This is a genomic window from Sphingomonas tagetis (assembly GCF_024211275.1).
Classification (GTDB): Bacteria; Pseudomonadota; Alphaproteobacteria; order Sphingomonadales; family Sphingomonadaceae; genus Sphingomonas; species Sphingomonas tagetis.
Map to the genome: position 1 here is coordinate 1 of NZ_JAMLDX010000004.1, position 25,081 is coordinate 25,081.

33 protein-coding genes are annotated in these 25,081 nt (G+C 65.9%); 13 read left to right on the forward strand and 20 right to left on the reverse strand.

What is annotated here, in order from left to right; translation table 11 throughout:
* Positions 1-94: 94 nt before the first annotated feature.
* On the forward strand, positions 95-679 hold the full coding sequence (gene ppa, locus M9978_RS06385; RefSeq protein WP_254292178.1) for an inorganic diphosphatase: 585 nt from the start codon (positions 95-97) through the stop codon (positions 677-679).
* A 349-nt stretch (positions 680-1,028) separates the two neighbouring features.
* Positions 1,029-1,637, forward strand: a complete 609-nt coding sequence (locus tag M9978_RS06390; protein WP_254292179.1) for a hypothetical protein — start codon at positions 1,029-1,031, stop codon at positions 1,635-1,637.
* Here the strand turns inward: M9978_RS06390 and M9978_RS06395 are convergent.
* The 7 genes from M9978_RS06395 to ispG all read right to left on the reverse strand — a co-directional run bounded on the left by M9978_RS06395 (position 1,634) and on the right by ispG (position 5,560).
* A complete protein-coding gene (locus M9978_RS06395; protein ID WP_367305049.1) occupies positions 1,634-1,990 on the reverse strand; it encodes a hypothetical protein in 357 nt (118 codons plus the stop codon). The genes M9978_RS06390 and M9978_RS06395 overlap by 4 nt on opposite strands.
* An 85-nt stretch (positions 1,991-2,075) precedes the next feature.
* Entirely contained in the window at positions 2,076-2,438 is a 363-nt protein-coding gene (locus M9978_RS06400; RefSeq protein WP_254292180.1) for a TfoX/Sxy family protein, read from the reverse strand.
* A complete protein-coding gene (locus tag M9978_RS06405) occupies positions 2,428-2,907 on the reverse strand; it encodes a GNAT family N-acetyltransferase (protein ID WP_254292181.1) in 480 nt (159 codons plus the stop codon). Before M9978_RS06405 ends, M9978_RS06400 begins: the two co-directional genes overlap by 11 nt.
* Entirely contained in the window at positions 2,904-3,803 is a 900-nt protein-coding gene (locus M9978_RS23285; RefSeq protein WP_254292182.1) for a DMT family transporter, read from the reverse strand. Before M9978_RS23285 ends, M9978_RS06405 begins: the two co-directional genes overlap by 4 nt.
* Positions 3,804-3,867: 64 nt before the next feature.
* Positions 3,868-4,023, reverse strand: a complete 156-nt coding sequence (locus tag M9978_RS06415) for an AbrB/MazE/SpoVT family DNA-binding domain-containing protein (RefSeq protein WP_254292183.1) — start codon at positions 4,021-4,023, stop codon at positions 3,868-3,870.
* 116 nt (positions 4,024-4,139) lie between these two features.
* Complete coding sequence (locus tag M9978_RS06420) at positions 4,140-4,436, reverse strand: hypothetical protein (RefSeq protein WP_254292184.1); 297 nt, start codon at positions 4,434-4,436, stop codon at positions 4,140-4,142.
* The gene (ispG, locus tag M9978_RS06425; RefSeq protein WP_254292185.1) at positions 4,436-5,560 is read right to left on the reverse strand and encodes a flavodoxin-dependent (E)-4-hydroxy-3-methylbut-2-enyl-diphosphate synthase; all 1,125 of its coding nucleotides are present in this window, start codon (positions 5,558-5,560) and stop codon (positions 4,436-4,438) included. Before ispG ends, M9978_RS06420 begins: the two co-directional genes overlap by 1 nt.
* A gap of 107 nt (positions 5,561-5,667) precedes the next feature.
* Between ispG and M9978_RS06430 the strand changes: the two genes are divergently transcribed.
* The 4 genes from M9978_RS06430 (at position 5,668) to M9978_RS06445 (ending at position 9,977) form a co-directional block, all read left to right on the forward strand.
* Positions 5,668-6,876, forward strand: a complete 1,209-nt coding sequence (locus M9978_RS06430; RefSeq protein ID WP_254292186.1) for an acyltransferase family protein — start codon at positions 5,668-5,670, stop codon at positions 6,874-6,876.
* A 106-nt stretch (positions 6,877-6,982) separates the two neighbouring features.
* Positions 6,983-8,128 (forward strand): acyltransferase family protein, encoded by a 1,146-nt coding sequence (locus M9978_RS06435; RefSeq protein WP_254292187.1) that lies wholly within the window; start codon positions 6,983-6,985, stop codon positions 8,126-8,128.
* 32 nt (positions 8,129-8,160) lie between these two features.
* Positions 8,161-9,117, forward strand: a complete 957-nt coding sequence (locus M9978_RS06440; RefSeq protein WP_254292188.1) for an isoaspartyl peptidase/L-asparaginase family protein — start codon at positions 8,161-8,163, stop codon at positions 9,115-9,117.
* On the forward strand, positions 9,114-9,977 hold the full coding sequence (locus tag M9978_RS06445; RefSeq protein WP_254292189.1) for a S1/P1 nuclease: 864 nt from the start codon (positions 9,114-9,116) through the stop codon (positions 9,975-9,977). The genes M9978_RS06440 and M9978_RS06445 overlap by 4 nt, the downstream gene beginning before the upstream one ends.
* 46 nt (positions 9,978-10,023) lie before the next feature.
* Here M9978_RS06445 and pal read toward each other — a convergent pair whose 3' ends face one another.
* The 7 genes from pal to M9978_RS06480 form a co-directional block, all read right to left on the reverse strand.
* Positions 10,024-10,536 carry a peptidoglycan-associated lipoprotein Pal gene (gene pal, locus M9978_RS06450; RefSeq protein ID WP_254292190.1) on the reverse strand — a complete coding sequence of 171 codons (513 nt, stop codon included), beginning with the start codon at positions 10,534-10,536 and terminating at the stop codon, positions 10,024-10,026.
* An 84-nt stretch (positions 10,537-10,620) separates the two neighbouring features.
* Positions 10,621-11,988, reverse strand: coding sequence for a Tol-Pal system beta propeller repeat protein TolB (tolB, locus tag M9978_RS06455; protein WP_254292191.1), 1,368 nt, complete (start codon positions 11,986-11,988; stop codon positions 10,621-10,623).
* A 4-nt stretch (positions 11,989-11,992) separates the two neighbouring features.
* Entirely contained in the window at positions 11,993-12,850 is an 858-nt protein-coding gene (gene tolA / locus M9978_RS06460) for a cell envelope integrity protein TolA (RefSeq protein ID WP_254292192.1), read from the reverse strand.
* The gene (gene tolR / locus M9978_RS06465; RefSeq protein ID WP_254292193.1) at positions 12,850-13,284 is read right to left on the reverse strand and encodes a protein TolR; all 435 of its coding nucleotides are present in this window, start codon (positions 13,282-13,284) and stop codon (positions 12,850-12,852) included. The genes tolA and tolR overlap by 1 nt, the downstream gene beginning before the upstream one ends.
* Complete coding sequence (gene tolQ, locus M9978_RS06470) at positions 13,284-14,012, reverse strand: protein TolQ (protein ID WP_254292194.1); 729 nt, start codon at positions 14,010-14,012, stop codon at positions 13,284-13,286. Before tolQ ends, tolR begins: the two co-directional genes overlap by 1 nt.
* Before the next feature lie 7 nt (positions 14,013-14,019).
* Complete coding sequence (ybgC, locus tag M9978_RS06475; RefSeq protein ID WP_254292195.1) at positions 14,020-14,472, reverse strand: tol-pal system-associated acyl-CoA thioesterase; 453 nt, start codon at positions 14,470-14,472, stop codon at positions 14,020-14,022.
* Positions 14,473-14,523: 51 nt separating this feature from the next.
* Positions 14,524-14,925: an EVE domain-containing protein gene (locus tag M9978_RS06480; protein WP_254292196.1), complete on the reverse strand. Its 402-nt coding sequence runs from the start codon at positions 14,923-14,925 to the stop codon at positions 14,524-14,526.
* Between the two features lie 161 nt (positions 14,926-15,086).
* On the opposite strand from M9978_RS06480, the gene M9978_RS06485 reads away from it, so the two are divergent.
* Together M9978_RS06485 and M9978_RS06490 are read left to right on the forward strand one after the other, a co-directional pair.
* Entirely contained in the window at positions 15,087-15,467 is a 381-nt protein-coding gene (locus M9978_RS06485) for a hypothetical protein (RefSeq protein WP_254292197.1), read from the forward strand.
* An 83-nt stretch (positions 15,468-15,550) separates the two neighbouring features.
* A complete protein-coding gene (locus M9978_RS06490; protein WP_254292198.1) occupies positions 15,551-15,829 on the forward strand; it encodes a DUF3297 family protein in 279 nt (92 codons plus the stop codon).
* Positions 15,830-15,972: 143 nt separating this feature from the next.
* Here M9978_RS06490 and M9978_RS06495 read toward each other — a convergent pair whose 3' ends face one another.
* Both M9978_RS06495 and M9978_RS06500 read right to left on the reverse strand, forming a co-directional pair.
* A complete protein-coding gene (locus M9978_RS06495; protein WP_254292199.1) occupies positions 15,973-16,773 on the reverse strand; it encodes a LytR/AlgR family response regulator transcription factor in 801 nt (266 codons plus the stop codon).
* An 84-nt stretch (positions 16,774-16,857) separates the two neighbouring features.
* Positions 16,858-17,952 carry a sensor histidine kinase gene (locus M9978_RS06500; RefSeq protein ID WP_254292200.1) on the reverse strand — a complete coding sequence of 365 codons (1,095 nt, stop codon included), beginning with the start codon at positions 17,950-17,952 and terminating at the stop codon, positions 16,858-16,860.
* 98 nt (positions 17,953-18,050) lie between these two features.
* Here M9978_RS06500 and M9978_RS06505 point away from each other — a divergent pair, with 98 nt between their 5' ends.
* Positions 18,051-18,476, forward strand: a complete 426-nt coding sequence (locus M9978_RS06505; RefSeq protein WP_254292201.1) for an OsmC family protein — start codon at positions 18,051-18,053, stop codon at positions 18,474-18,476.
* A 56-nt stretch (positions 18,477-18,532) separates the two neighbouring features.
* Here M9978_RS06505 and gpmA read toward each other — a convergent pair whose 3' ends face one another.
* Complete coding sequence (gene gpmA, locus M9978_RS06510; protein ID WP_254292202.1) at positions 18,533-19,219, reverse strand: 2,3-diphosphoglycerate-dependent phosphoglycerate mutase; 687 nt, start codon at positions 19,217-19,219, stop codon at positions 18,533-18,535.
* Positions 19,220-19,288: 69 nt separating this feature from the next.
* On the opposite strand from gpmA, the gene M9978_RS06515 reads away from it, so the two are divergent.
* Positions 19,289-20,014 carry a dienelactone hydrolase family protein gene (locus M9978_RS06515; protein WP_254292203.1) on the forward strand — a complete coding sequence of 242 codons (726 nt, stop codon included), beginning with the start codon at positions 19,289-19,291 and terminating at the stop codon, positions 20,012-20,014.
* 35 nt (positions 20,015-20,049) lie between these two features.
* Here M9978_RS06515 and M9978_RS06520 read toward each other — a convergent pair whose 3' ends face one another.
* Positions 20,050-20,793, reverse strand: a complete 744-nt coding sequence (locus tag M9978_RS06520) for a hypothetical protein (protein WP_254292204.1) — start codon at positions 20,791-20,793, stop codon at positions 20,050-20,052.
* Between the two features lie 51 nt (positions 20,794-20,844).
* A complete protein-coding gene (gene purB, locus M9978_RS06525) occupies positions 20,845-22,158 on the reverse strand; it encodes an adenylosuccinate lyase (RefSeq protein ID WP_254292205.1) in 1,314 nt (437 codons plus the stop codon).
* Positions 22,159-22,456: 298 nt separating this feature from the next.
* Between purB and M9978_RS06530 the strand changes: the two genes are divergently transcribed.
* On the forward strand, positions 22,457-22,990 hold the full coding sequence (locus M9978_RS06530) for an EF-hand domain-containing protein (RefSeq protein WP_254292487.1): 534 nt from the start codon (positions 22,457-22,459) through the stop codon (positions 22,988-22,990).
* A 100-nt stretch (positions 22,991-23,090) separates the two neighbouring features.
* Here the strand turns inward: M9978_RS06530 and radC are convergent, their stop codons facing one another.
* A complete protein-coding gene (radC, locus tag M9978_RS06535; protein ID WP_254292206.1) occupies positions 23,091-23,771 on the reverse strand; it encodes a RadC family protein in 681 nt (226 codons plus the stop codon).
* A gap of 168 nt (positions 23,772-23,939) precedes the next feature.
* Here radC and M9978_RS06540 point away from each other — a divergent pair, with 168 nt between their 5' ends.
* Both M9978_RS06540 and M9978_RS06545 read left to right on the forward strand, forming a co-directional pair.
* A complete protein-coding gene (locus M9978_RS06540; protein WP_254292207.1) occupies positions 23,940-24,257 on the forward strand; it encodes an AtpZ/AtpI family protein in 318 nt (105 codons plus the stop codon).
* A gap of 33 nt (positions 24,258-24,290) precedes the next feature.
* Positions 24,291-25,073, forward strand: coding sequence for a F0F1 ATP synthase subunit A (locus tag M9978_RS06545; RefSeq protein ID WP_254292208.1), 783 nt, complete (start codon positions 24,291-24,293; stop codon positions 25,071-25,073).
* Positions 25,074-25,081: the final 8 nt, after the last annotated feature.

A 25,081-nucleotide genomic window follows, 5' to 3' on the forward strand; every position in this document is an offset into this window, starting at 1 on the left:
CCCGCTCCCCCACCCGGCCACCCATCAGGATACACTGGTGTGGGTGGCCGGGTGGGGGAGCGGGCTGGTGCCGCAACCTAACAAAGGAAGTTAGATGCGCATCGACCTGATTCCTGTGGGCGACGATCCGCCCAACAGCCTGAACGTGATCATCGAAGTGCCGACCGGCGGCGAGCCGGTGAAGTATGAGTTCGACAAGGCGTCGGGTGCGCTGTTCGTCGACCGAATCCTGCACACGCCGATGCGCTATCCTGCCAATTACGGCTTTGTCCCGCATACGCTGTCGCCCGATGGCGATCCGCTCGACGCGCTGGTGATCGCGCGCTCGCCGTTCGTGCCGGGCTGTGTCGTGCGCGCGCGCCCGATCGGCGTGCTGAACCTCGAGGACGAGGCCGGCGGCGACGAGAAGCTGATCTGCGTGCCGGTCGACACGACGTTCCCCTATTATTCGGACGTCGGTGAGCGGCAGGACCTGCCCTCGATCGTGCTGCAGCAGATCGAGCATTTCTTCACCCACTATAAGGACCTCGAGGCCGAGAAGTGGGTGCGCGTCGGCAAGTGGGGTGACGCCGCCGAGGCGCGCCGCGTCACGGTCGAGGCGATCGAGCGCTATCAGGCCGACAAGGCTGCGGCCAAGGCGTCGGTCGATGCGACCGGCGTCGAGACGGCGCAGGGCTGACTGAATTGAGCGAGCCAGCCAAGGGGGCATTCCCGGCCACCGCTACGGCCGGGATTGCCTGCACTTGGTTGTCCAGCGAGGAAGGTCATGCAGCGCGTAGCGGCGCTACGCGCAAATGTCCTGACGCGGCTGGCGGGCAAGTGCAGGCAACCGCGAAGCGGCGGGCGAATTTTGGCGCGTGGCGGCGTCGCTCGTCAGTCACGATGCGTTTGCATCGCTCCTTCCTCGCTTCTTGCCCTGCGCCAAAATTCGCTCCGTCCCGGCCATAGCGGTGGCCGGGAATGCCCCCATACGATGGTGCGCCTTCGCCGGGCTGGCGACGCTTGCGGTTTCGGTGATGTTTGGGCGAGTGCCCGGACTGGCGCCGTGCGGGCCTTCAGGCGGCGCCGGTGCGGTGATCGCGCTGGAGCTGGTGCGGTCGGCGGCGGACGTGACCGCTTTGTTCGGCAGCGAGCCGTGCACGAGCCGGCTGATCGCGGCGCAGCGTCAGGCGCTGTGGCTCGACATGCTTGCGTTCATTCCGGCGTATCTGGTTTTCCTGCTGAGCGCGGTGGTGGCGCTGCGGCGCGCGAGCCTTGGCCTGGCGCTGGTGGCGTTCAACCTGGTGCTGATCGCGGGGGCGCTCGATTTCGTCGAGGGGCTGATCCTGTTCAAGCTGCTCGGCGGGCTGCCCGGCGAGGAGCGCGCGTTCACCGGGCTGTTCTGGACGGTGCGGCCGAAATTCGCGCTGCTGGGGCTGGCCGAGGTGATGCTGGCGCTGATGCTGTGGCGCGGGGCGCTGGCGGCGAAGGTGGCGGCCGGCGTGATGGCGGCGGGGGGCGTGGTGGCGCTGGTGTACCTGTTCCGCGCGCCGCATGATCCGGCGATGATGAAGGGGCACAGCGTGGCGTGGGGCGCGCTGCTGGTGGCGGCCGGGATTGGCGCGCTGCGGCCGGCGGTGTTGGGGTTGAAAGCCTAGTCGGGCTTGTCGCCGCTCGCGGGCGGTATGGCGCGCAGGCTCTCGATCTCGCGCGAGGTGCGTTCACCCGGATCGGTCGCGATCGTCTCCAGTGTCGCGACGCGCTCCTGCAATTTGGTGACAAGGTTGCGAAGGCGTTCATTCTCGTCGTCGATCGTCTTGAGCGTGACGACGGGCTTGGCCTGTGTATCGACGAAGAACTCGACGAAGCCGCAATCGACGCAGCGATGCGAGATAAGCTGGGCCGATTTCATACCCAGTCCGCCCATCGCGGCTTTCCAGAAGCCCGACTCGCCATCCATCCATTTCACGCGCCCGCCGGTGTCGGACAGAAACGGAAAGCCCTGAGTCATCCGTCCACGGCATTTGGGGCAGCTTGCCATTTCAACGTCTCCGATGGTGCGTTGCTTGAGCAATACACCGGGCGCCGGTCCGCGATCAAGCGCCCGCGGGCTTGCCCTTCTTCTTCGCCGGCGCCCTGCGGCCGGCTTCGATCCCCAGCGCGGCCCATTGCCGCATCGCGTCGGCATCGTCGTACACGTCGTCGGGGGCGCGGCGGTAGTTCATCGAGACGGTCTCGCCGGTGCTGTTGGTGAAGGTGAAGGGTGGGAGGCCGGCCTCGTCCCAGATGGGCGCGCTGACCGCGTCGAACTTGAAGTAGATCGCTTCGTCATCGACCACGGCGAACACGGTGCCGTCGCAATAGAGCACGGCGGCGCCCATCATCGCGTGGTGGGTGATAGTGCCGAGCGGTTCGAGCGACTCCTTCGCCCATTCGATGAGGCCGGCGTCAGCGGGCATTGGCGAGTGCCTCCAGCGCGTCGTCCTGCATGCGCCAGCGCTCCCAGCCATCTACATGCGCGGCGCCGATGCCGCGGTAGAAGCCCTTGCCGAGCTCGTTCCAGTCGAGGACGTTCCATTCGAGCCGCGCGCCGCCACGTTCGATGACGAGTGCGGCAAGGCGGGCGAGGAGCGCGCGGCCTAGGCCGGAACCGCGCGCGGCGGGCTCTACGAACAGATCCTCGAGCCAGATGCCGGGCTTGCCTTCGAAGGTGGAGAAGGTCGGGAAATAGAGCGCGAAGCCGGCGGGCGTGCCGTCGATTTCGCCGATCAGGACTTCGGCGGCGGGGCGGGGGCCGAACAGGTGCGCGCGCAGGGTTTCGTCGTCGAAGCGGACTTCGTGCGCGAGCTTCTCGTAATCGGCGAGCTTGCGAATGAAATCGGCGACGAGGGTGAAGTCGTCGGGGCCGGCCGGTCTTGTCGTGATCATAATTGCGCCTCGGTATCTGCGACGGGGGCGTGGTCGCGGCGGCGGGCAGCGAGGATGCAGCCGCCGACGATCAGCGCCGCCCCGGCGACGGTGAAGAAGGATACGCGCTCGCCGAACACGATCCAGCCCCACAATGTCGCCCAGAGGAAGCCGGTATATTCGGTCGGCGCGAGGTAGCTGGCCTGCGCGCGGGCATAGGCCCAGGAAAGCAGGAACAGCGATGCGGTGGCGAGGACCGCGGCGAGGATCAGCGCGGGGGCATGATCGATCGCGGGGACGGTGAGCAGGAACGGCGCGGCGAGGAGGTAGATCAGCGCGACGAGCGCGGACTGGTAGAAGGCGACTTCGGTGGCGCCCGCGACGAGCGACTGCTGGCGCATCAGGATGATGTTCCAGGCGTAGCACACCGCCGAGGCGAGGATGGCGAGCGCGCCCCAGAAGGCGTCGCGGCCGAGTTGCGCCTGGGACTGGCCGTAGAGGATCACGAGTACGCCGGCGAAGGCCATGGCGGTGGCGACGATCGTGGCGCGGGTGATGCGCTCCTTGAGCACGATCGCGGCGAGGAACAGCGCGATGATCGGCGCGATGAAGGAGAGCGCGATCGCCTGCGCCATCGGCACGCGACCGAGGCCCCAGAAGAACAGGAACGCCATCGCCGACGTGACCAGCGCGCGGACGATGTGGATGCGCATGACCGCGCGGGCGGGCCATGCGGGGTTGGACGCGGCATAGGGGATCGCGCTGACGATGGTGCCCGCGAACATGCGCCACATCAGCGCGTTATAGGCGCCGAGCGCGAGCACCAGCCCCTTCATCACCGCATCCATCGACGAGAAGATCGCGATGCCGAGCGACGCGACGGCGAAGGCGGTGAGTGGGGAGGCGCGGCGAGTCACGGGGACGCCCTAGCGGGACGGTAGCGGGAAGGCGAGAGTCGGTAGAGTATGGGGTGAAAGCGTACTACTTGGCAGGCTTCAAATGCCGTTTGAGCGATACGGTGCCTTCGCTGACAAGTTCAAAGGATACGGTATCGCCCTCCTTAAGGTCGAGTTCTCGGCATACGGCTGCCGGTAATGTAATGACACCGCCTTTCGCTACTTTGAGGTGACGGGTCATAACAACGCTCCCGAGGACATCCGCTGATTCGGACCAGCGTACTAACGCTGCCGCAGTTGTGGAGAAGGTTTCATCCGAAATGGGCCAGTCATTTCTGTCATGCCGGGCCGGAAGCTCTAGCGATCTAGCGTCTTGAACTCGACCTTGGTCGCTCCATTGACCTGCAAGACATAGATGAGAGCGCCGATGCAACGATAAGGCGTTTCGCTGTCGCCAAGTAAGGCAACGTGCTTCGCTTTTTCCGCGACTGCTTTCAGCGCGGCGTCTAGCGCCTCACGCTCCTCCGGCAATCGATATTCCTTTCCGCCGATAATCGCGCTGCATCCCGTCTGCTCGGTGTAGCCAACTCGTACCTCGACCTCCGCCGTCGCTGGCGTTGCCATCGCCAGGGCCGATGTCAGAAGGTAAAGCATCACTCCGCCGCCACTACCTGCGTCTCGCTCGCCGCGTCGAGTTCCGCCGCCTTGGCTTCGACCAGCTTGACGATGTGGTCGAGCATATCCTCGCTCGATACGGTGTGGTCGGTGACGCCGGAGAGGTACACCATGTGCTTGCCGTTGCCGCCGCCGGTGAGGCCGATATCGGTCTCGCGGGCTTCGCCGGGGCCGTTGACGACGCAGCCGAGGACCGACAGCGACATCGGGGTGCGGATGTGCTGGAGGCGTTCTTCGAGCGCCTGCACGGTGCGGATGACGTCGAAGCCCTGACGCGCGCAGGACGGGCAGCTGACGACGCGGACGCCGCGGTTGCGGATGCCGAGCGACTTGAGGATCTCAAACCCGACGCGGACTTCCTCTTCGGGTTCGGCGGAGAGGCTGACGCGGATCGTGTCGCCGATGCCGTACCAGAGCAAATTGCCGATGCCGATCGCGCTCTTGACGGTGCCGCCGACAAAGCCGCCGGCCTCGGTGATGCCGAGGTGGAGCGGGCAATCGACCGCATCGGCGAGCTGCTGATAGGCGGCGACGGCGAGGAACACGTCGCTGGCCTTCACCGCGACCTTGAATTCGTGGAAGTCGCGGTCCTGCAGCAGCTTGATATGGTCGAGCGCGGATTCGACGAGCGCCTCGGGGCAGGGTTCGCCATATTTTTCGAGCAGGTCCTTTTCGAGCGACCCGGCGTTGACGCCGATGCGGATCGCGCAGCCATTGGCCTTGGCGGCGTTGACGACCTCGTTGACGCGCTCGGCGCTGCCGATATTGCCGGGGTTGATGCGCAGGCACGCGGCGCCGGCATCGGCGGCCTCGAGCGCGCGCTTATAGTGAAAATGGATGTCGGCGACGATCGGCACGCGTGCCGCGCGGACGATCTTCTTGAGCGCCGCGGTGCTCTCGACGTCCGGGCAGGACACGCGGATGATGTCGGCCCCGGCCTCTTCGCAGCGGCGAATCTGGTCGATCGTCGCCTTTGCGTCGCTGGTCTCGGTGTTGGTCATCGTCTGGACGGTGACGGGCGCATCGCCGCCGACGGGGACGTTGCCGACCATGATCTGACGGCTTTGGCGGCGCACGATATCGCGCCAGGGACGGACGGACATAAATATCCTTTGGGGGATTTCTCTGGGGTTCGGCGAGCCTATAGCCGATTGTGCAGACGCGAGAAAGAACGGGCATTGCGCTAACCAATTGGTGAGGCGCGCGGCGTATGGCCGAGGGTGTGAGTCTCACCGGTAACATTCCTGCGCGCGGCGGGCGCCATTACGGCCTCGACTGGCTGCGCATCGCCGCGTTCGCGATCCTGATCCTCTATCATATCGGCATGGTGTTCGCGCCGTGGGACTGGGTGATCAAGACCAACCACAGCTATCCCGAGCTGATCGCGCCGATGTCGGCGGTGACGCCGTGGCGGCTGGCGCTGCTGTTCGCGGTGTCGGGCTATGCTTCGTGGCATTTGTTGTCGAAGATGCGCGACGCGGCGGCGTTCGCCGGATCGCGCAGCAAGCGGCTGCTGATCCCGCTGGCATTCGGCATGGCGGTGCTGGTGCCGGTGGAGATGTGGATCCGCGTCGCCGAGGTGGGGTATCCGCACGGCTATTGGCGGTTCTGGCTGCATGATTACTGGCGGCTGGGCGAATTTTACGGGCGGACCTTCCCGAGCTGGGAGCATCTGTGGTTCGTCGCCTATCTGTGGACCTATACGATGATCCTCGCGGCGGTGCTGGCGTATCGCACCGATCGCGGAGCGGCATGGGTGGCGGGCGCGATCGACTGGCTGACGCACGGATGGCGTGTGCTGTGGGTGCCGATGCTGCTGCTGGCGGTGGCCAAGGTCGGGCTGCTGTTCGTGGTCGAGGAGGAACATGGCCTGCTGCGCGACTGGGGCGGGCATGCGCAGTTCGTGCCGATGTTCGTCGCCGGGTTCCTGCTGGCGGGTGCGCCGCAGCTGTGGCCGGCGCTGCGGCGGGTGTGGAAGGTGGCGCTGGCGCTGTCGGTGGTGACCGGTGCGGTCGTGGTGGCGGTTGAGACGCTCTATCCAGGCGAGGCGATTCCGCCGCACTGGGTAATGGCGGGCGAGCGCGCGGCGCAGGTGGCGATGGGCTGGACGATGACGGTGGCGCTGTTCACGCTCGCCGACCGCTATTGGAACCGCGATCATCGCTGGCGCCGGACGCTGGCCGAGGCGGTATTCCCCTTCTACCTGATCCACCAGCCGGCGATCGTGGCGATTACCTGGCTGTCGCTGCCGTTGAAGCTCAACGCCTGGGTCGAGTTCGGCATGCTGCTGGCGGGGACGGGCGCGGTCTGTGCGGTCTTCTACCTGATCGGGCGTGAGATCGGGTGGCTACGGCCGCTGATCGGGCTGGGGCCGCGGGTGCGGCGCGACGTGCCGGTCGCTTCGCCGCAACCGGCCTGAGGCCAGCGACTCTTTCGTCCGCTCAGCCAGAATGAATCCCCGCCCGCGCGGGGATGACGAAGGCGGAATGTCGGACTAAAGCGCGGCGGTGGAACGGCATTATGGCATGGACTGGCTGAGGATCGGGGCGTTCGGCCTGCTGATCTTCTATCATATCGGCATGGTGTTCGTGCCATGGCCCTTCCATGTGAAGACCGCGCATCCGGCCGAATGGGTGACGGTGCCGATGCTGTTCACCAGCCCGTGGCGGCTGACCCTGCTGTTCCTCGTCTCGGGCTATGCCAGCCGCGCGCTGTGGCTGAAGTCGAAGGGGGCGGGGCATTTCGTTGCCAACCGCAGCTACCGGCTGATCGTGCCGCTGCTGTTCGGCGTGGCGGTGGTGGTGCCGCCGCAAAGCTGGGTCGAGGTGGCGACGCAGCATCTCTACTGGAAGAGCTACTGGCATTTCTGGACGCACGAATATTGGCGGTTCGGCAAATATCACCAGATCATCTTCCCGACCTGGAACCATCTGTGGTTCGTCGGCTATTTGTGGCTCTACACGCTCGGGCTGACGCTGATCGCGATGCTGCCGGGCGGGGCATGGATGCAGCGGCTGTTCGACCGGACCTTTGCCGGGACGCGGGTGCTGTGGCTGCCCGCGGCCTATCTGCTGCTGACGCAAGTGGTGGTGTTCCAGCGCTGGAGCGACAGCCATGACGTGATCAATGACGGGGTGGCGCATCTGGCGTTTTTCCCGGCAGTGCTGTTCGGCTTCGCGCTGGCGGGATCGGAGCCGGTGATGGCGTGGATCGCGAAGCTGTGGAAGCCGGCGGCGGCGCTGGGCTTGGCCGGCTATATCGTGTCGGTCGCGATCGAGATCGCCTATGTCGAGGACCCGCCCTGGGCGGTCGGGCGGGTGATGCTGGCGGCGCGTTATGTGCAGTGTTGGATGACGATCGTGGCGATGATCGGGATTGCCGAAACCTATCTCAACCGCGATCACAAATGGCGGCCGATGCTGACCGAGGCGGTGTTCCCCTTCTACCTGATCCACCAGACGGTGATCATCGTGGCGATGTACTTCGTGCTGCAATGGCGCGTGCCGGGCGTGGTCGAGTTTCTGGTGCTGGTGCCGGTGACGGCGCTCGGGTGCTGGGTATTCTATCGCTATGGCCGAGAGGTGAAGTGGCTGCGGCCGCTGATCGGCCTGCGGATGGAGCGGCGCGACCGGCCGCGCGTTCCTGCCACTGCCGCGCCGGAGGCCGTATGAACCGCATTTCCCTGTTGATTGGAGCTTTGCTGATGTCCGCCCCTGTTTCCGCCCAAACGGCGCCCAAGCCGGAATGGACGCTGGTGATCCATGGCGGGGCGGGCGTGCTCGAGCGCGCGCGGATGACGCCCGAGCGCGAGGCCGAGGCGCGCAAGGGGCTGGAGGCGGCACTGGCGGCGGGGTTGAAGGTGCTGGCCGGGGGCGGCAGCGCGCTGGATGCCGTGGAGGCGGCGGTGCGCGTGCTGGAGGACGATCCGCACTTCAATGCCGGGCGCGGGGCGGTATTCACCTATGAGGGCGTCAACGAGCTCGACGCGGCGATCATGGAGGGGACGACGCGCAAGGCCGGCGCGGTGGCGGGGGTAACGCGGACGAAGAACCCGGTGAGCCTCGCACGCAAGGTCATGGAGGACAGCCCGCATGTGATGCTGGCGGGCAAGGGTGCGGATGTATTCAGCGCCGAGAAGGGGCTGGAGCAGGTCGATCCCGGCTATTTCGGCACCGAGGAGCGGCGGCAGCAGCTCGAGAAGATGAAGGCTCAGAAGACCAGCTGGTTCGATGTCGACATGAAGTATGGCACGGTCGGCGCGGTGGCGCGCGACAAGGCCGGGCATGTCGCGGCGGCGACCTCGACCGGCGGGGTGACCGGCAAGCGCTGGGGCCGGGTGGGCGATTCGCCGCTGATCGGCGCGGGCACCTATGCCGACGACCGGGCGTGCGCGGTGTCGGCGACGGGGGCGGGGGAGTTCTTTATCCGCGAGGGCGTGGCGCATGAGATCTGCGCGCGGGTGCGGTTCAAGGGCGAGAGCCTGAAGGTGGCGGCGGACGCGGTGATGGCGGATACCAGATCGCTGGGCGGCACCGGCGGGGTGATCGTGACCGGGCCGGATGGCGAGATGGCGTGGAGCTTCAACACGCCGGGCATGTATCGCGGGCGGGTAAGCGCCGGCGGGCAGCCGGTGGTGGCGATTTATGGGGACGAGCAGTGAAGCGGCTGATTCTTGCACTGGCGGCGCTGCTGACCCTGACCGCGAGCCCGGCGCTCGCTTATTGGGAATATGGTCACGAGACGATCGCGTCGATCGCCTATCGCAATGTGAAGCCGCAGACGCGGGCGGCGATCGACCGGTTGCTGGCGAAGCAGGGCTTGCTGGAAACCCCGACGTGTCCGGCCCGGACGATCGAGCAGGCGAGCGTGTGGGCGGACTGTATCAAGCCGCTCGGGCCGCGGTTCAGCTATGCGTATAACTGGCACTATCAGAATGTGAACATCTGCAAGCCCTTCACTTTGAAGGGGAATTGCCCGGACGGGAACTGCGTGTCGGCGCAGATCGAGCGCGACGTGAAGCTGTTGCAGGACAACAGCGTGCCGGTGCGCGAGAAGGTGATGGCGCTGGCGTTTCTGGTGCATTTCGTCGGCGATCTGCACCAGCCGCTGCATGCTGGCGACAAGGGCGATCTGGGCGGCAATCGCGCGCGGGCGGACTATGGCATCTATGGGCCGGAGCGGCTCAACCTGCACACGATCTGGGACGGGTGGCTGGCCGAGCGGGCGATCTCGACGCCGCCGCCGCTGGTGGTGGCCTATCCGGCCGAGCAGCGCGTGGCCATGAGCGCGGGGAGCATCGAGGACTGGAGCCGCGAGAGCTGGCAGCTGGCGCGCGACGTCGCTTATGCCAGCGCGTTCGGCGGCGATCCGTGCCGCGAGGGGGTGCCCGAGCGCGGCAAGCTGGATGCGGCGGCGATCGAGAAGCTGGTCGATCCGATGCGGCTGCAGGTGACGCGCGGCGGGCTGCGGCTGGCGCGGCTGCTCGACGAGGCGTTCGGGCCGGTGCCGCCCAGGCAATGAAAAGGGCGCGGCCATTGCTGACCGCGCCCTCCATTCGTTTCGACGATCAGTTCAGGACGATCGTCACCGCGCGGCGGTTCTGTGCCCAGCTGGCTTCGTCCGAACCCAAGGCGATCGGGCGTTCCTTGCCATAGCTGATCGTGGTGATGCGCGTGGGCGAGACGCCGCGTGCCGCGAGATAGTTCTTCGCGGCGTTGGCGCGGCGGTCGCCGAGCGCGAGGTTGTATTCGCGCGTGCCGCGTTCGTCGGCATGGCCCTCGATCGTGATGCGCGTGTTGGGGAATTGCGTGAGCCATTGCGACTGGCTGTCGAGGATGCGGCGCGCCTCGGCGTCGATGTCATATTGATCGAGCGCGAACAGCACGGTGTCGCTGATGACGTTGCGCTTGAAGTGGCCGGGCGTGCCGGGCGCGTCCTCGCCGCTGGTGTCGGGACCCGGGCCGGGGCCGGGATCGACCGGGCCGGGGCCGGGCGGCAGCGTCTCGGGCCGCTTTTTCTGGCAGCCCGCCACGGCAACGGCCATCGTCGCGATGATCAGGGCGGTTCTAAGCTTCGCCATTGGTTCTTCTCCCTTGGCTCTTACAGAAATGGTGCGCTTACGTAACAAGCGCGGGGCGGATGAGTTTCCGCTGAACGGATTCTATCATGGCCGCAGCGGCCCCCAGCTCGGGTCCGACCCATCGAGCTGGGTGGCGATGCGCCGCGTGGTCGAGCCGGTCAGGTCGATCGCCCAGATGTCGGACTTGCCCGAACTGCCCTGCGAGCCGCGCGAGAACATCAGCACGCGGCCGTTGGGCGACCAGCTCGGACCCTCGTCGCCCCAGCTTTCGGTGAGCAGCTTCTCGCCGCTGCCGGAGGGACTCATCACGCCGATGCGGAAGCCGCCGCCCATGCGGGTGAAGGCGATGAGGTCGCCGCGCGGGCTCCACGCCGGGGTGGCATAGCGGCCGCCACCGAAGCTGATGCGCTGCTGGTTCGAGCCGTCGGCGTTCATGACGTAGAGCTGCTGGGTGCCGGAGCGGTCGCTCTCGAACACGATCTTGCTGCCGTCGGGCGAATAGCTGCCGCCGGTGTCGATGCCGGGCCCGCTGGTGAGCCGCTGTGGCGTGCCGCCGGCCGCGGCGATGCGATAGATATCGGCATTGCCCGCGGTCGACATGGTGAAGAGGATGTAGCGGCCATCGGGCGAGAAGCGCGGCGCGAAGGCGAGGCTGACATTGGTGACGAGCAGCCGCTGTGTGCCCGCTGCGAGATCATAGACATAGAGCGACGGCTTGTCGTTCTGGTAGCTCATATAGGCGATGCGGCGCTCGTCGGGCGAGAAGCGCGGGGTCAGCACGATCGACTGGCCGTTGGTGAGGAAGCGGTGGTTGGCGCCGTCCTGATCCATGATCGCGAGCCGCTTGATGCGGCGGTTCTTGGGGCCGGTTTCCGAGACGTAGATCACGCGGCTGTCGAAATAGGGGCCTTCGCCCGTCAGACGCGTGTAGATCGCATCGGCGCATTTGTGCGCGGCGCGGCGCCAGTCGGACGGGCCGACCTCGAAGCCCTGCCGCGTCAGTTCGGTGCCGAGCGCAACGTCGTAGAGATAGCAGCCGACCGTCAGCCGCCCGCCCGCGCCGGCCTGGACGAAGCCCTGCACCAGCGCCTGCGCCGACGCGCCGCGCCAATAGCCGAAATCGGGCGCGCGGACCTCGCCCATCGGGACGGCGCGCACACCGGACGGGCCGAGCGGCTTGAACAGCCCCGAGTTGCGCAGGTCGGCGGCGACGACATCGGCGATCTGGCGGCCGAGCGCTTCGGTGTTGCCGGCGGGCGTGTTCACCGCCTGATTGGTTGGCATGGCAGGGATCAGGATGGTGAGGTCCTGCGCGGATTCGTCGGTGACATCGACCGACAGGCCCTGTTCCTGCCCGGGCTGGGCGGGAACGGTGACCACGGGAGGCTGGACCGCTTGCGCCAGCGCTGGCGCGGCGGTGGTCAGGGCGAGCAGGGCGAGTACGGACTTCATCGGGTTACAGCCTCCGGTCGAAGGTCGGGGTGATCAGCTTCCACGCGTCATAATATTCGGCGGGAAGCTTGAACGGCGCGGCGAGTTTGGCGGCCGAAATGGCGCGTTCCTTGTGCAGATCGGCCTGCGGGCGGTTGCTGGCGGTGACACCGGTCTGGCCGATCACGCGCGGCGGCGAAGCGAGGCTACCGTCGCGGTTGAGGCGGATTTCGACCTGCGTGCGGAGCATTTCGACATCGGCGCCGGTGGGCGACTTCCAGTGCGGGCGCAGCTGTCGGATGACTTCGGCGGCGAGCGCTGACTTGACCGCGGCGCCGATCTGCGAGGCTTGTGGGGTGGTCGCCTTGCCCTTGCTAGGCTGGTCGGTGAGACCGTCGATGATGCCGGTGAGGCGGCCAGTGGGGCGGGCGACGCGACTGGTCGACGGCGTCTGCGCCTTGGGCTGGCTGGCCGTGGTCTTTTGCTGCGCCTTGGTGTCCGGCCTGGGCGGGGTCGGCGGCGTTTTCTTGGGTTCGGCCTTGGGCTGCGGTTTGGGCGCCGGGGCAGGCACGGTTTTGGGCGGCGTGGGGTCGGGGCGCGCGATCGGCTGCGGATCGGGGATCGGGGCGGGCGGGGGTGTGTCGGGCTCGACCGGGCCGGGGACTTCGGCGAGGCGCTCGGCCGGGGCCTCGCGGCTGATCACCGGGGCCTCGCTCTTGAGGCCGACCTCGTCGGTCAGCGAAATCTCGATCGGGGTGGGTTCGAGCTTGAGCGGGTTGGGCGTCGAGAGGAAACCGACCGAGAGCAGGCCGAACAGCACGACATGGCCGATCACGGCCACACCGAGTCCGGTGCCTTCCCTGCGGTCGATCGCGAACGCCATCAGCGGCCGTCCACCGGGGTGGTGACGAGCGACACCTTGTTGAGGCCGACGCGGTTCAATTCGCCCATTACGCGCATGACCTTGCCGAACTGAAGGCGCGTGTCGGCGCGAACGAAGATTTGCGGCTTGTCCTCGCCGCGCTTGGCCGCGATCTCCTCCAGCAGCGGGCCGAGGCCGGCTTCGGTCACTTCGCTATTGTCGAGATAGATCGCACCCTTTTCGTCGATCGAAATCTGGACGGGTTCCTGATCCTGATCGAGCGGCTTGGCCTTGCTCTCGGGCAGGTTCACCGGGACGCCGGCGGTGAGCAGCGGCGCGGTGACCATGAAGATGATCAGCAGCACCAGCATCACATCGACCAGCGGCGTGACGTTGATGTCGGCCATCGGCGCGCGCCGGCCCTTGCCACGGGCTGAGGGAAGTTGTGCGCCCATCAGAGCAAGGTGCCGCGATGTTGCGGCTGGGCCGGGGCTGGGCCGTCATCGAGCTGGCGGCTGAGCGTGGCGTGGAAGCCGTCAGCGAAGCGGTTGAGGCGCGCCTCGACCTTGTTGATGCCATGGCTGAAGCGGTTGTAGGCGATCACCGCGGGAATCGCCGCGAACAGCCCGATCGCGGTGGCGAACAGCGCTTCGGCGATGCCCGGCGCGACGACGGCGAGCGAGGTGTTCTGCTCGCTGGCGATCGCGGTGAAGCTGCGCATGATGCCCCAGACGGTGCCGAACAGCCCGACGAACGGCGCGACGGAACCGACCGTGGCGAGGATGTTGAGGCGATCGGAGAGCTTGTCGATCTCGTGCGCGACGGCGGCGCCCATGCTGGTGGCGAGCCGCTCGCGCGTGCCCTCACGGTCGACCGTGCGGCCACCGGTCGAGCGGCGCCATTCAGTGACGCCCGAGGCGAAGACGCGCGCGACCGGGTGATCGCCGTCGCCATGCAGGCGGTGGAAGGCGTCGATGTCGTTCGACTTGCGGTAGTCGGCCTCGAACCGCTCGGTCGCCTTGCGCGCCTTGCCGATGCGGCCCCACAGGCTGATGATGATCGCCCAGGTCCAGATGCTGGCGAGCAGGAGGCCAAGCATCACGGCCTTGACCACCCAGTCGGCCTGCATGAACAGGCCCACCGGCGACATCGCCGCGGCATCGGTGTTCAGAAACAAATCCATGTGTCGCTCAGCTTCCCTTCCACACCAGCGGCACGAACGCATCCACCCACCGGGCCGGTTGCCGCTTCGGACGCCCCGATGGCGCGACGAAAGCGGCTTCGACCTCTGCTTCGGTCAGCAATTCATGCCCCCGCATGACTCGTTGATGAATATCGACCGACGCGGCGCGTAATCGCCGCAATCGGCTGACCACGATCAGCGCATCGTCGAGCCGGGCCGATGCGACGTAACGGATCGCGATGTTGCGGACGACATAGACACCTTCGCCGGCTTCATGCACCGCGCGCTGGTCGATTCCGGCGCAGCGCAGCATGTCGGAGCGGCCGCGCTCCATGAAGCGAAGATAATTGGCGTGATAGACCACCCCCGACAGATCGGTGTCCTCGAAATAGACACGGACCGGGAAGAGATGTTCGAGGCCGTCGAAGCGGCCGGCGATCGTGAGGTCGTCGGCGGGCATTAAGCATCCCCTAGCGGTGGGGAGTCGCGAGGGGAACCCGTGACGGGTCCGTTACGCCTTCGACATATCGATGACCTGGCTCCACTCGTCAGGCGAGACCTTGCCGACCGAGAGGCGCGAATATTTGACCAGCTCCATCTCGGCGAGCCGGGGCTCGGCCTTGACCTGCTTGAGCGTGACCGGCTTTTCGAGCTTCTCGACCGGCTTCATCTCGACCGAGACCCAGTGTTTGCCGTCGCCGTCGGGCTTCGCCTCGCGGCTGACTTCCATGATGCCGACGATCTCGAGGCCGATATTGCTGTGGTAGAAGAAGGCGCGGTCGCCAACCTTCATCGCGCGCAGATTGCCCGCGGCGGTGTAGTTGCGCACGCCGTCCCATTCGGTCTTGCCGTCGCGGACGAGGTCGTCCCAGCCGAATACATCGGGTTCGGATTTCATCAGCCAAAGCGCCACGGCGGTATCTCCTTCGGCGCCTCCATCGCGTCCATTCAGCTAAACCGCAAGTGAACGCGCAATTCCGCAGCGGTTCAGACCGAATCGGCCAAACATGCATCCTGGACGTCGCTCAAAGCGTTGAGGCGTCAGAAACGTGCAGATTGCACCAGGAGGAAGTCATGAAGACCACCATCACCAAGGCGGTGCTCGGTCTCACCCTCGGCGCCACCGCGCTCACCGCGGCCGCGCCGGCAGAGGCTCAGCGCTATCGTTATCGGGACCGCGACAATGCGGGCACGGCGATCGTTGCCGGCATCGCCGGTATCGCGATCGGCGCCGCGATCGCGGGCTCGGGCCGCGACCGCTATTATGACCGCCGTTATCGTTCGTATGACCGCGGCTATTACAACTACGACAATTACTATCAGCAGCGCGGTTACTACCCGCGCGAGAGCTACTACTACCGCGATTACGAGCGTCGCGGCTGGCGTGGCTGCACCATCCGCCGCGTGTACGACCCGTATCTGGGTCAGCGCGTGCGGGTCCGTTACTGCCGCTGACCCCAAGCACGGCGGCAAGAGGGCGGCGCGGGTTCATTCCCGCGCCGCTTTTTTTTGGTCGCGGATTTGGTTAGGGGCCTCCCATGAGTGATACACCCCCCGACCGGCTCTCGGTCAATCCGAAGAGCCCGCATTTCGACCAGGCGCTGCTCCAGCGCGGCATCGGCATCCGCTTCAAGGGCGTGCAGCGCCGGGATGTGGAAGAATATTCCATTTCCGAAGGCTGGATCCGCGTGCAGGTCGGCAAGACGATGGACCGCAAAGGCAATCCGCTGACGCTCAAGCTGAGCGGTCCGGTCGAGGCCTGGTTCGAAAGCCCGGCGGCGGGCGAGGACGAGGCGGAAGGCGCTTCCGAAGCCTAGTCCGTCATCCCGGCCTTGTGCCGGGATCCACAGCTCCCCGAGTGACGCGTCTGAACCTCGTGCGCATCGTGCGCCGCGCGGTGGACCCCGGCACAAGGCCGGGGTGACGATGGTGGTGTGGGCAAGCGCGGCGCGTTGCGTCCTCAGTGGACGAATCGCGCTACCACGTCGCGGTAGCTGCGGCTGACCTTCACTTGTGAGCCCGAATCGAGCACCAGGAAGCATTCGCCATTGGTGTGCGGCTTGACCTGCTTGACCTGATCGAGGTTGACGATGGTCGAGCGGTGGACGCGCTGGAAGCGGCGCGGGTCGAGGCGCTTTTCGAGGTCCTTCATCGTCTCGCGCAGGACAAGCGTGTTGTCGGCGGTCTTGATGCACATATAGTCGCCGGCGGCCTCGACCACCTCGATCGTGTCGACATCGACGCGGAAGATCTGGCCGCGGTCCTTGATGTTGATGAGCTTTTCGTAGCGGTTGGAGGCGACCTCGGTGTCGCTCGACAGATGCTCCTCGGCGGCGTCGGGGGCGACTTCGGCGAGCACTTCCTTGAGCTTCTCGACTTCCTCGACGCCGCGCTTCTCGGTGAGGCGCTGGCGCACGCGTTCGAGCGTGTCGGCGAGGCGGGCCTCGTCCACCGGCTTCATGAGATAGTCCATCGCATTCGCCTCGAACGCGCGAATCGCGTGGTCCGAATAGGCGGTGACGAACACGAACAGCGGCGGTTCGACCTCCATCAGGCCCTGCACGACCGAGAAGCCGTCAAAGCCCGGCATCTGGATGTCGAGAAAGACGAGATCGGGCTTGTGCGTCTTGATCGCGCGGATCGCCTCGCGGCCGTTCTGGCACTTGTCGATGATCTCGACGTCCTCGTGCGTCTGCAAGCGGAGTTCGAGCCCCTGGATCGCCAGCGGTTCGTCATCGACCAGGATGGTGCGGATCGTCATGGTTCCTCGTTCACCTTATCTATCCTGCGCGTCGCCGATGCCCCCGGCGCTGCGCCCATTTCCCCTGCCTTTGTTTCTCCGGCGTCAGGCCGCTTCCCGTTGTTCCTCGAGCTGGAACGGAATCTCGATCTCAACGCGGAAACCGCGTCCGGGGTCCGTTCGGGTTTCGAAACGATGGTCAGGCCCGAAAGCCTGCGCCAGCCGCTCCCTTATATTGGTGAGCCCGACCCCGGTTGAAAGGCTTGGCCGGTTCCTGCCTTCGATCAATCCCGGACCGGTGTCGGATACGGTGATCTGCACCCGTTCTCCGGCGAGCCGCGCGGTGACGCAGATTTCGGCGCCTTCCTCCTGCGGGGTGACGGCATATTTGATCGCATTCTCGACCAATGGCTGGAGCAGCAACGAGGGCAGGCGTGCCTTGACCGTGCGCGGGTCGATGTCGAATTCGGGTCGAAGGCGCTGTTCGAAGCGCATCTTCTCGATCTCGAGATAGAGTTTGAGCGTCTCGACCTCCTGCGCCAGCGTGACATGCGCGGTCGGTTCGTTGGCGAGCGTGTAGCGCAGGAAGTTGGCGAGGCGCGCGAGCATCGCATTGGCGCGGTCGGTCTGCTTGAGCAGCACTAGCGTCGAGATCGAATTGAGCGTGTTGAACAGGAAATGCGGGTTGAGCTGATAGCGCAGCATCGCCAGCTGCGCCGAGCTCGCCTGGTTTTCGAGCACCTGCATCTGGTCGATCTGATCCTCGACGATCAGGTAGAAGTTGATGCCGAAATAGAGCGCGGACCAGCCGCCGAGCACGGTGAAATTCAAGAACAGGCTGCCGAGCACCAGCGGCACCTCGATCCCCGGCTCGCCGCGCATCACCGAGACGGTGAAGGCAGTGAGAATCGCGTAGATCAGCGTGGCCGCGGCGAGCGTCGCGACGGTGGCCAGGATGCCGGAGATGCGCGGCAGGCGGCGGTAATAGCCGTAGAGCGCCGAGAGCAGCAGCGTGATGCAATAGCCGACGATCGCCTCGATCGTGACGCGGATGAGATCCTCGAAGCTGAAGATGCGGTTGGAAAAGTTCGAGACGGTGCGCAGCAGCAGATAGCCGCCCCATCCGGCGCCCTGCAGCATCCAGAAGGCGCGCGTCTTCTGCTCGAAAAAGGGGCGGGAGAGGACGACTGGATTCTGCATGCGATGTCGGTCGAGTCTCTAGTCCGTAATGCGCAGGTCGCAAAGCGGAACGCGGGACCTATCTATATCGTTTCGAGGACGACCAAAGGAGAGTGTCGATGACCACGCGTACCGCCACCGCCCGCTATTCCGGTTTCGGCAAGGAAGGGAAGGGCGCGATCACGACTCAGTCGGGCGTGCTGAGCGATCAATTCTATGGCTTCAACACGCGGTTCGAGGATGAGCCGGGGACCAATCCCGAGGAACTGATCGCGGCGGCGCATGCCGGGTGCTTCACGATGGCGTTGAGCTTCGCGCTGGCGCGGGCCGGCTTCTCCGAGGGCACGCTGGAGACCAAGGCGGCGGTGAAGCTGGAGCAGAAGGATGGCGGGTTCACGATCACGCGCTCGGACCTGACGCTGGAAGCGAGCGTGCCGGGGATCGATGCGGATCAGTTCGGCCAGCTGGCGGACGAGGCGAAGAAGGGCTGTCCGGTGTCGAAGCTGCTGAATGCGGAGGTATCGCTGGCGTATAAATTGGATTGATAAGGACTCAGAGGCACTGAAGCCCCTCCTCTTCGGAGGAGGGGCTAAATCGTGGCTCAGCGTTCGCTGAGATAATAGCGATCCGTCGCGTTCAGCGCGTCGTCCAGCTCATAGACGATGGGCTGGCCGGTCGGGATTTCGAGGCCGGTGATCTCGTCGTCTGAAATGCCCGAAAGGTGCTTTTCCAGCGCGCGCAGCGAGTTGCCGTGGGCGGCGATCAGCACGCGCTTGCCGGCGCGCAGGTCGGGGGCGATGCGCTCTTCCCAATAGGGCAGGACGCGAGCGATGGTGTCCTTGAGGCTCTCGGTCTGCGGGATCGGGATGCCCTTGTAGCGCACGTCCTGCGCGAGATCCCAGGGCGAGCCTTCTTGCGGAAGCGGGGGCGGGATGTCGAAGCTGCGGCGCCAGATCTTGACCTGATCGTCGCCGTGCAGCGCCGCGGTCTCGGCCTTGTCGAGGCCGGTGAGGCCGCCATAGTGGCGCTCGTTGAGCTTCCAGCTCTTTTCGGTCGGCAGCCACAGCCGGCCCATTGCCTCGAGCGCGAGGTTGAGCGTCTTGATCGCGCGGGTCTGGAAGCTGGTATAGGTCTGGTCGAAATCGAGACCCTTGTCCTTCATCAGCACGCCCGCCGCGGTCGCCTCGGCGACGCCCTGATCGGTCAGATCGACGTCCCACCAGCCAGTGAAGCGGTTTTCGAGGTTCCAGGCGGACTGGCCGTGGCGGATCAGGACGAGGGTGGGCATTCGCGACTCCTTGCGGACAATTGCGCGCGTCCTTAGCGGATGAGACGATCAGGGCAACGGAGGATGGGCATGGCGATCGATAGGCAAACCATCGTGTATGACGGGCCGGGCGGGCCGTTCGAAGGCGTGGCGGTGACCGACAGCGACTTGGACGGGCCACGGCCCGGGGTGATGATCGTGCCCAATGTGCTGGGTGCGAAGGAAGAGGATTCGGTGGTCGGCGAGCGGCTGGCGGCGCTGGGCTATGCCGCGTTCGTCGCCGATGTGTACGGGCAGGGCAAGCGGACGACGCGCGAATCGCCGAACCCGGCGGTGTACATGGCAGAATTGAATGCGGATCGGGCATTGCTGCGCGACCGGCTGTTCGCGAGCGTCGCGGCGATGAAGGCGCTGCCCGACGTCGATGGCGCGAAGACGGCGGCAATCGGCTATTGTTTCGGCGGCAAGTCGGTGATCGACCTTGCGCGCGCCGGCGGCGAGGTGCTGGGCGTGGTCGCGTTTCACGGCATTTTCGATGCGCCGGACTATGACTATCCCACGCCGATCACGGCGAAATTGCTGATCTGCCACGGCTGGGACGATCCGCTGGCGCCGCCCGAGGCCGTGACGGGGCTGGCGGCGGAGCTGACCCGGGCGGGCGCGGACTGGCAGCTCCATGCCCATGGCAATGCCGGGCATGCATTCACCGACGAGACGATGGCGGCGGGCGTGCGGCCGGGCTTTGCGTATGACGCCAACGCAGCCCGTCGCAGCTGGAAGGCGATGCGGGACTTTCTGGCCGAGTTGTTCGGCTGACCGATCCTCCCCCTGGCGGGGGAGGATCATGAAGCTCAGCTTGTCGGCTTGGGGGTGCGCGGCTTGCGGGTCGTGGCGCCCTTGGAGGCGGGTTTGCGCGTGGTGGCGCGCGGCGCCTTTGCGGGCGCGCGCTTTGGCGCGGGGGCGGGCGTTGCGGGCGCTGCAGCAGCGGCCGGCGCTGTTGCCGGTTTGGCGGCAGGCTTGCGGGTGGTTGCGCGAGGCTTGGCTGCGGCGGCTGCTTTCGCCGCGGCGGGCTTGGCTGCCGCGGGCTTGGTTGCCGCCGACTTCGTTGCAGCGGGCTTTGCAGCCGCCGGCTTCGCAGCAGCGGGTTTGGCAGCTGCCGGCTTCGTTGCAGCGGGCGTTTTGGCCGGGGTGCTCGCCGCCTTGGCTGGACGGCCACGGCGCGCGGGCGCGGGCTTGGCCGGGGCGGCGGGCGCGGCGGGCGCCGCCGGCGGGGCGGGGCGATCGGTCAGCTTGCTGGTGATCTTTTCCGCGGCGCGTGCGGCGACGACGGTGGCGAGCGTCGCCGCGGTCTTGCTGAAGCCGTCGGCGGCGTCCTTCTTGTCCTTGGCGCCATCCGTGCCGGTCTTGCCCTGATTGCGGACATTGGCGGCGAGCGCGACGAGTCCGGCGGCGACGAGGTCGCCGACCATCGGGTTCTTGATGAGATCGAGCAGCTTCGCGCCCTGCTTGCGCAGTTCCTTGGGCAGCTCGACGCCCGCGATCGTCTTGGGCAGCTTGCCCGATTTCGCCGATTTGCCCTTTTTCGCTTTCGCCACGATGCCGTCTCCCAATCTGTTACAGAAGCGTCACACTAACGCGCTTCTGCGTCAATCGGCGAAGACGCGTTCAAAAATCGTGTCCACCTGCTTGAAATGATAGTCGAGGTCGAACTTTTCCTCGATCTCTTGCGCCGATAGCGCGGCGGTGACTTCGTCATCGGCCTTGAGCAGTTCGAGCAGCGACAGCTCGCCATCGCTCTCCCACACTTTCATCGCGTTGCGCTGGACGAGGCGATAGCTGTCCTCGCGCGACACGCCGGCTTGCGTCAGCGCGAGCAGCACGCGCTGCGAGTGGACGAGGCCGCCCATCCGGTCGAGATTCTTCTGCATACGCGCGGGATAGACCAGCAGCTTGTCGACCACGCCGGTCAGGCGGGCGAGCGCGAAGTCGAGCGTGATCGTCGCGTCGGGGCCGATATAGCGTTCGACCGACGAGTGGCTGATGTCGCGCTCGTGCCACAGCGCGACATTCTCCATCGCCGGGATCGTCGCACTGCGCACCATGCGGGCGAGGCCGGTGAGGTTCTCGGTCAGCACCGGGTTGCGCTTGTGCGGCATCGCCGATGAGCCCTTCTGGCCGGGCGAGAAATATTCCTCGGCCTCGAGCACTTCGGTGCGCTGGAGGTGGCGGATTTCGACCGCGAGCCGCTCGATCGAGCTGGCGATGACGCCGAGCGTGGCGAAGAACATCGCGTGGCGATCGCGCGGGATCACCTGAGTCGAGACCGGTTCGACCGCGAGGCCGAGCTTGTCGGCGACATGCGCCTCGACGCGCGGATCGATATTGGCGAAGGTGCCGACCGCGCCGGAGATGGCGCAGGTGGCGATGTCGGCGCGGGCGAAGACGAGGCGTTCGCGGTTGCGCTTGAACTCGGCATAAGCCTCGGCGAGCTTCAGGCCGAAGGTCACCGGCTCGGCATGGATCCCGTGGCTGCGGCCGATCGTCGGGGTGAGCTTGTGCTCATAGGCGCGGCGCTTGAGCACTTCGAGCAGCTGGTCGAGATCGTCGAGCAATATGTCGGCGGCGCGGGCGAGCTGCACCGCGAGGCAGGTGTCGAGCACGTCGCTGCTGGTCATGCCCTGATGCATGAAGCGGGCTTCGTCGCCGACATTCTCGGCCACCCAGGTGAGGAAGGCGATCACGTCATGCTTGGTGACGGCCTCGATCGCGTCGATCGCGGCGACGTCGATCTGGGGCTTGGTCGCCCACCAGTCCCACAGCGCCTTGGTGGCGGATTCGGGCACCACGCCCAGCTCCGCCAGCGCCTGCGTCGCATGCGCCTCGATCTCGAACCAGATGCCGAAGCGGGTTTCGGGCGACCAGATCGCGGTCATGGCGGGACGGGAATAGCGGGGGACCATGGGATGCCTTTCGTGCTGCGCGGCGGCCCGTAGCAAAGGCGCGAGGGTGCGGCAAACGTGGGTGGGGAAGAAAATCTGGCTCGGTTCACCGCAAAAATTGCACGGCGGCCGGATGAGTTGAGGCGCTCGCATCGACAAGTTGAATGGACGCGCAATTTTGTAATGGAACGTGATAATTATGCAACGGGTTGTGAGGTTGTAGATCAAATTCCAATTGCTACCTCGAATGTCGAGTTCGAGAATAGAATAACTTAGGAGATATTCGATGTTGAAGCGACTTCTTCTTGCGAGTGCCGTGATGATTTCTGTCCCTGCACTCGCGCAGGACGTGCCGGGTCAGGCAAAGAAGGCTCCGGCGCAGGAGCAGGCGCCCCCGCCTGCTGACACACCGGAAGCGACGCAGGCAGAGCCGGCCACGCCGGCTGAACCCGCGACTCCGGCCGAGCCGGCGACTCCGGGCGAGGCGCCTGCGACCCCGGCTGAACCGGCAACGCCGGCGCAGCCTGCCACGCCGGCCAAGCCGGACAAGCCCGATCAGACCGCGCAGGCGGCACCTGCCAAGCAGCAGCCAGCGACCGCCGCGCAGATCGCGACGATCGTCGATCAGGGCTTTCCGACCTATGACAAGGATGCGGACGGCAATCTGAAGACGGAGGAATTCGGCGCGTGGATGGTCGCGCTGCGATCAGCGACCGAGCCGGCCTTCACCGGCCAGTCCGCGGCGGACAAGGCGTGGATCGGCAAGGCGGCGGCGATGGCCGACAAGGACAAATCGGGCAGCGTGAGCAAGGACGAGCTCAAGGGCTTCCTCGCGCCGACATCCGCTTCGTAACTCTGGCGCTTCGTAAGAGGCCCCTCCCGGCACAGGAACGCCTCGCATCTCCTGTACCGGCGGCCGTCGGACCCCTCGTGGTCCGGCGGCCGTTCTCTTTTTACATAAGGCCCATCGAGCGCAGGCTCGAATGCCCCTCGGTGCCCATGATGATATGGTCGTGCACCGCGATGCCGAGCCGCTTGCCTGCCTCGGCGACATTACGGGTCAGTTCGATATCGGCGCGGCTGGGCGAGGGGTCGCCGCTGGGGTGGTTGTGGACCAGGATGATCGCAGCCGAGCCAAGATCGATCGCGCGGCGGATCACTTCCCTGACATAGAGTGCCGCTTCGTCGACCGAGCCTTCGCTCATCAATTCGTCGCGGATCAGCATGTTGCGGCTGTTGAGATGGAGCACGCGCACGCGCTCGATCGCGTGATGCGCCATGTCGGCGCGGAGATAATCCAATAGCGCCTGCCAGTTGGCGAGCACCGGGCGGGCGGCGACCTCGCCGCGCAGGAGCCGGATCGCCGCGGCGTGGACGATCTTGATCGCGGCGACCGAGGTGTCGCCCATGCCAGGCACGCGCGCGATTGCCTCCGAATCCGCGCTCAGCAAGCCACCGATGCCGCCGAATTCGTGCAGCAACGCCTTGGCCAGCGGCTTGGTGTCGCGCCGGGGAATTGCGAGGGCCAGAAGATATTCGATCAGTTCATGGTCGAGCAGGCCCTCGCCATCGGTGAGAAGCCGCTGGCGCAGGCGCGCGCGGTGGCCGGTGCCGTCGGTATCTGGAGCCCCCACGAGCCAGCGTAGCGGCAGGGACGGGCGCGGAAAAGGGGCGTGGCGATTGCAGATGCTGCACCGCGGTTGACTCGGGGGGTGCCCCTTTCTAAAGCGCGCGTGCCTTGGCGGGCTCGCCGCTCGGCACATGCGTTTTGGCTGGTGCCGCACGGCCCTGGAGGAAGCGAAATGGCCGAGAACGAGCCCGGACTGGACCCCCTCACGGAGGATGCCCGCATCACGTCGCTCAACGAGCGGCTGGCGCAGGCAAAGACCGAAGAGGCGATCCGCAAGGGCGAGGGGCGCGACAAGGGCGAAGCAAGCTATCGCCTGGGCAACCGCGTGCTCGCCGAGCTGATCGGTGGCCTGGTCGGCGGTGCCGTGATCGGGTGGACGCTCGATTACTTCCTCGGCACCAAGCCTTGGCTCCTGCTGGTGATGCTGTTCCTCGGAATTGCATCCGCCTTCAGGAACATCATCAGGATTTCGAACCAGCGCTCGAAGTGATTTTCGAGCGCTTCGGTTAAATGGGACGCAAGCGTGGCTGAAGAATCTGGCAAGATCGACCCGATGCACCAGTTCGAGGTGCAGACGATCTGGGACGGCTTCAACATTGCGGGGCATCAGATCGCCTTCACCAACTCGGCGCTGTGGATGTGCGTCACGGTCGTCGTGCTGTGGGCGTTCATGGCCGCGGGGATGAAGCAGCAGGTCGTGCCGGGCCGCATGCAGATGCTGGTGGAGAATTTCACCGGCTTCGTCGCCAAGCTGGTCGACGACAATATCGGCAAGGGCGGGCGGAAATATCTGCCCTATGTCTTCTCGCTGTTCATGTTCATCCTGTTCGCCAACCTGCTCGGCCTGCTGCCGCTGGGCATTTTCGGCCTGCACCCGTTCACCTTCACCAGCCATTTCACGATCACCGGCGTGCTGGCGATCATGTCCTTCTCGATCGTGCTGATCGTGGGCTTCTGGAAGCATGGCTTCCACTTCTTCAGCCTGTTCGTGCCGGCCGGCACGCCGGGCTATATGGTCCCGCTGATCTTCTGCATCGAGCTGATCTCGTTTCTATTCCGCCCGTTCTCGCTGGGTCTGCGACTGTTCGTCGCGATGACCGCGGGGCACATCCTTCTGAAGGTACTGGCAGGCTTCGTGATCAATTCGGCCAATTCGGCGGTGCATTGGGGCGTCATCGTCGGCCTGCCGAGCTTCCTGCTGATGGTCGGCATCTCCGCGCTCGAAGTGCTGGTGGCCGGCATCCAGGCCTATGTCTTTGCGCTGCTGACGTCGCTGTACATTCACGACGCTGAGCATCTGCACTGAGTTTTTTC

Excerpts from the sequence above, each read along its gene's own strand:
- ppa (WP_254292178.1), top strand. The coding sequence starts at position 95 with ATGCGCATCGACCTGATTCCTGTGGGCGACGATCCGCCCAACAGCCTG.
- M9978_RS06395 (WP_367305049.1), bottom strand. The coding sequence starts at position 1,990 with ATGACTCAGGGCTTTCCGTTTCTGTCCGACACCGGCGGGCGCGTGAAA.
- M9978_RS06400 (WP_254292180.1), bottom strand. The coding sequence starts at position 2,438 with ATGCCCGCTGACGCCGGCCTCATCGAATGGGCGAAGGAGTCGCTCGAA.
- M9978_RS06405 (WP_254292181.1), bottom strand. The coding sequence starts at position 2,907 with ATGATCACGACAAGACCGGCCGGCCCCGACGACTTCACCCTCGTCGCC.
- M9978_RS06415 (WP_254292183.1), bottom strand. The coding sequence starts at position 4,023 with ATGACCCGTCACCTCAAAGTAGCGAAAGGCGGTGTCATTACATTACCG.
- M9978_RS06420 (WP_254292184.1), bottom strand. The coding sequence starts at position 4,436 with ATGCTTTACCTTCTGACATCGGCCCTGGCGATGGCAACGCCAGCGACG.
- ispG (WP_254292185.1), bottom strand. The coding sequence starts at position 5,560 with ATGTCCGTCCGTCCCTGGCGCGATATCGTGCGCCGCCAAAGCCGTCAG.
- M9978_RS06430 (WP_254292186.1), top strand. The coding sequence starts at position 5,668 with ATGGCCGAGGGTGTGAGTCTCACCGGTAACATTCCTGCGCGCGGCGGG.
- M9978_RS06435 (WP_254292187.1), top strand. The coding sequence starts at position 6,983 with ATGGACTGGCTGAGGATCGGGGCGTTCGGCCTGCTGATCTTCTATCAT.
- M9978_RS06440 (WP_254292188.1), top strand. The coding sequence starts at position 8,161 with ATGTCCGCCCCTGTTTCCGCCCAAACGGCGCCCAAGCCGGAATGGACG.
- pal (WP_254292190.1), bottom strand. The coding sequence starts at position 10,536 with ATGGCGAAGCTTAGAACCGCCCTGATCATCGCGACGATGGCCGTTGCC.
- tolB (WP_254292191.1), bottom strand. The coding sequence starts at position 11,988 with ATGAAGTCCGTACTCGCCCTGCTCGCCCTGACCACCGCCGCGCCAGCG.
- tolA (WP_254292192.1), bottom strand. The coding sequence starts at position 12,850 with ATGGCGTTCGCGATCGACCGCAGGGAAGGCACCGGACTCGGTGTGGCC.
- tolR (WP_254292193.1), bottom strand. The coding sequence starts at position 13,284 with ATGGGCGCACAACTTCCCTCAGCCCGTGGCAAGGGCCGGCGCGCGCCG.
- tolQ (WP_254292194.1), bottom strand. The coding sequence starts at position 14,012 with ATGGATTTGTTTCTGAACACCGATGCCGCGGCGATGTCGCCGGTGGGC.
- ybgC (WP_254292195.1), bottom strand. The coding sequence starts at position 14,472 with ATGCCCGCCGACGACCTCACGATCGCCGGCCGCTTCGACGGCCTCGAA.
- M9978_RS06485 (WP_254292197.1), top strand. The coding sequence starts at position 15,087 with ATGAAGACCACCATCACCAAGGCGGTGCTCGGTCTCACCCTCGGCGCC.
- M9978_RS06490 (WP_254292198.1), top strand. The coding sequence starts at position 15,551 with ATGAGTGATACACCCCCCGACCGGCTCTCGGTCAATCCGAAGAGCCCG.
- M9978_RS06495 (WP_254292199.1), bottom strand. The coding sequence starts at position 16,773 with ATGACGATCCGCACCATCCTGGTCGATGACGAACCGCTGGCGATCCAG.
- M9978_RS06500 (WP_254292200.1), bottom strand. The coding sequence starts at position 17,952 with ATGCAGAATCCAGTCGTCCTCTCCCGCCCCTTTTTCGAGCAGAAGACG.
- M9978_RS06505 (WP_254292201.1), top strand. The coding sequence starts at position 18,051 with ATGACCACGCGTACCGCCACCGCCCGCTATTCCGGTTTCGGCAAGGAA.
- gpmA (WP_254292202.1), bottom strand. The coding sequence starts at position 19,219 with ATGCCCACCCTCGTCCTGATCCGCCACGGCCAGTCCGCCTGGAACCTC.
- M9978_RS06515 (WP_254292203.1), top strand. The coding sequence starts at position 19,289 with ATGGCGATCGATAGGCAAACCATCGTGTATGACGGGCCGGGCGGGCCG.
- purB (WP_254292205.1), bottom strand. The coding sequence starts at position 22,158 with ATGGTCCCCCGCTATTCCCGTCCCGCCATGACCGCGATCTGGTCGCCC.
- M9978_RS06530 (WP_254292487.1), top strand. The coding sequence starts at position 22,457 with ATGATTTCTGTCCCTGCACTCGCGCAGGACGTGCCGGGTCAGGCAAAG.
- M9978_RS06540 (WP_254292207.1), top strand. The coding sequence starts at position 23,940 with ATGGCCGAGAACGAGCCCGGACTGGACCCCCTCACGGAGGATGCCCGC.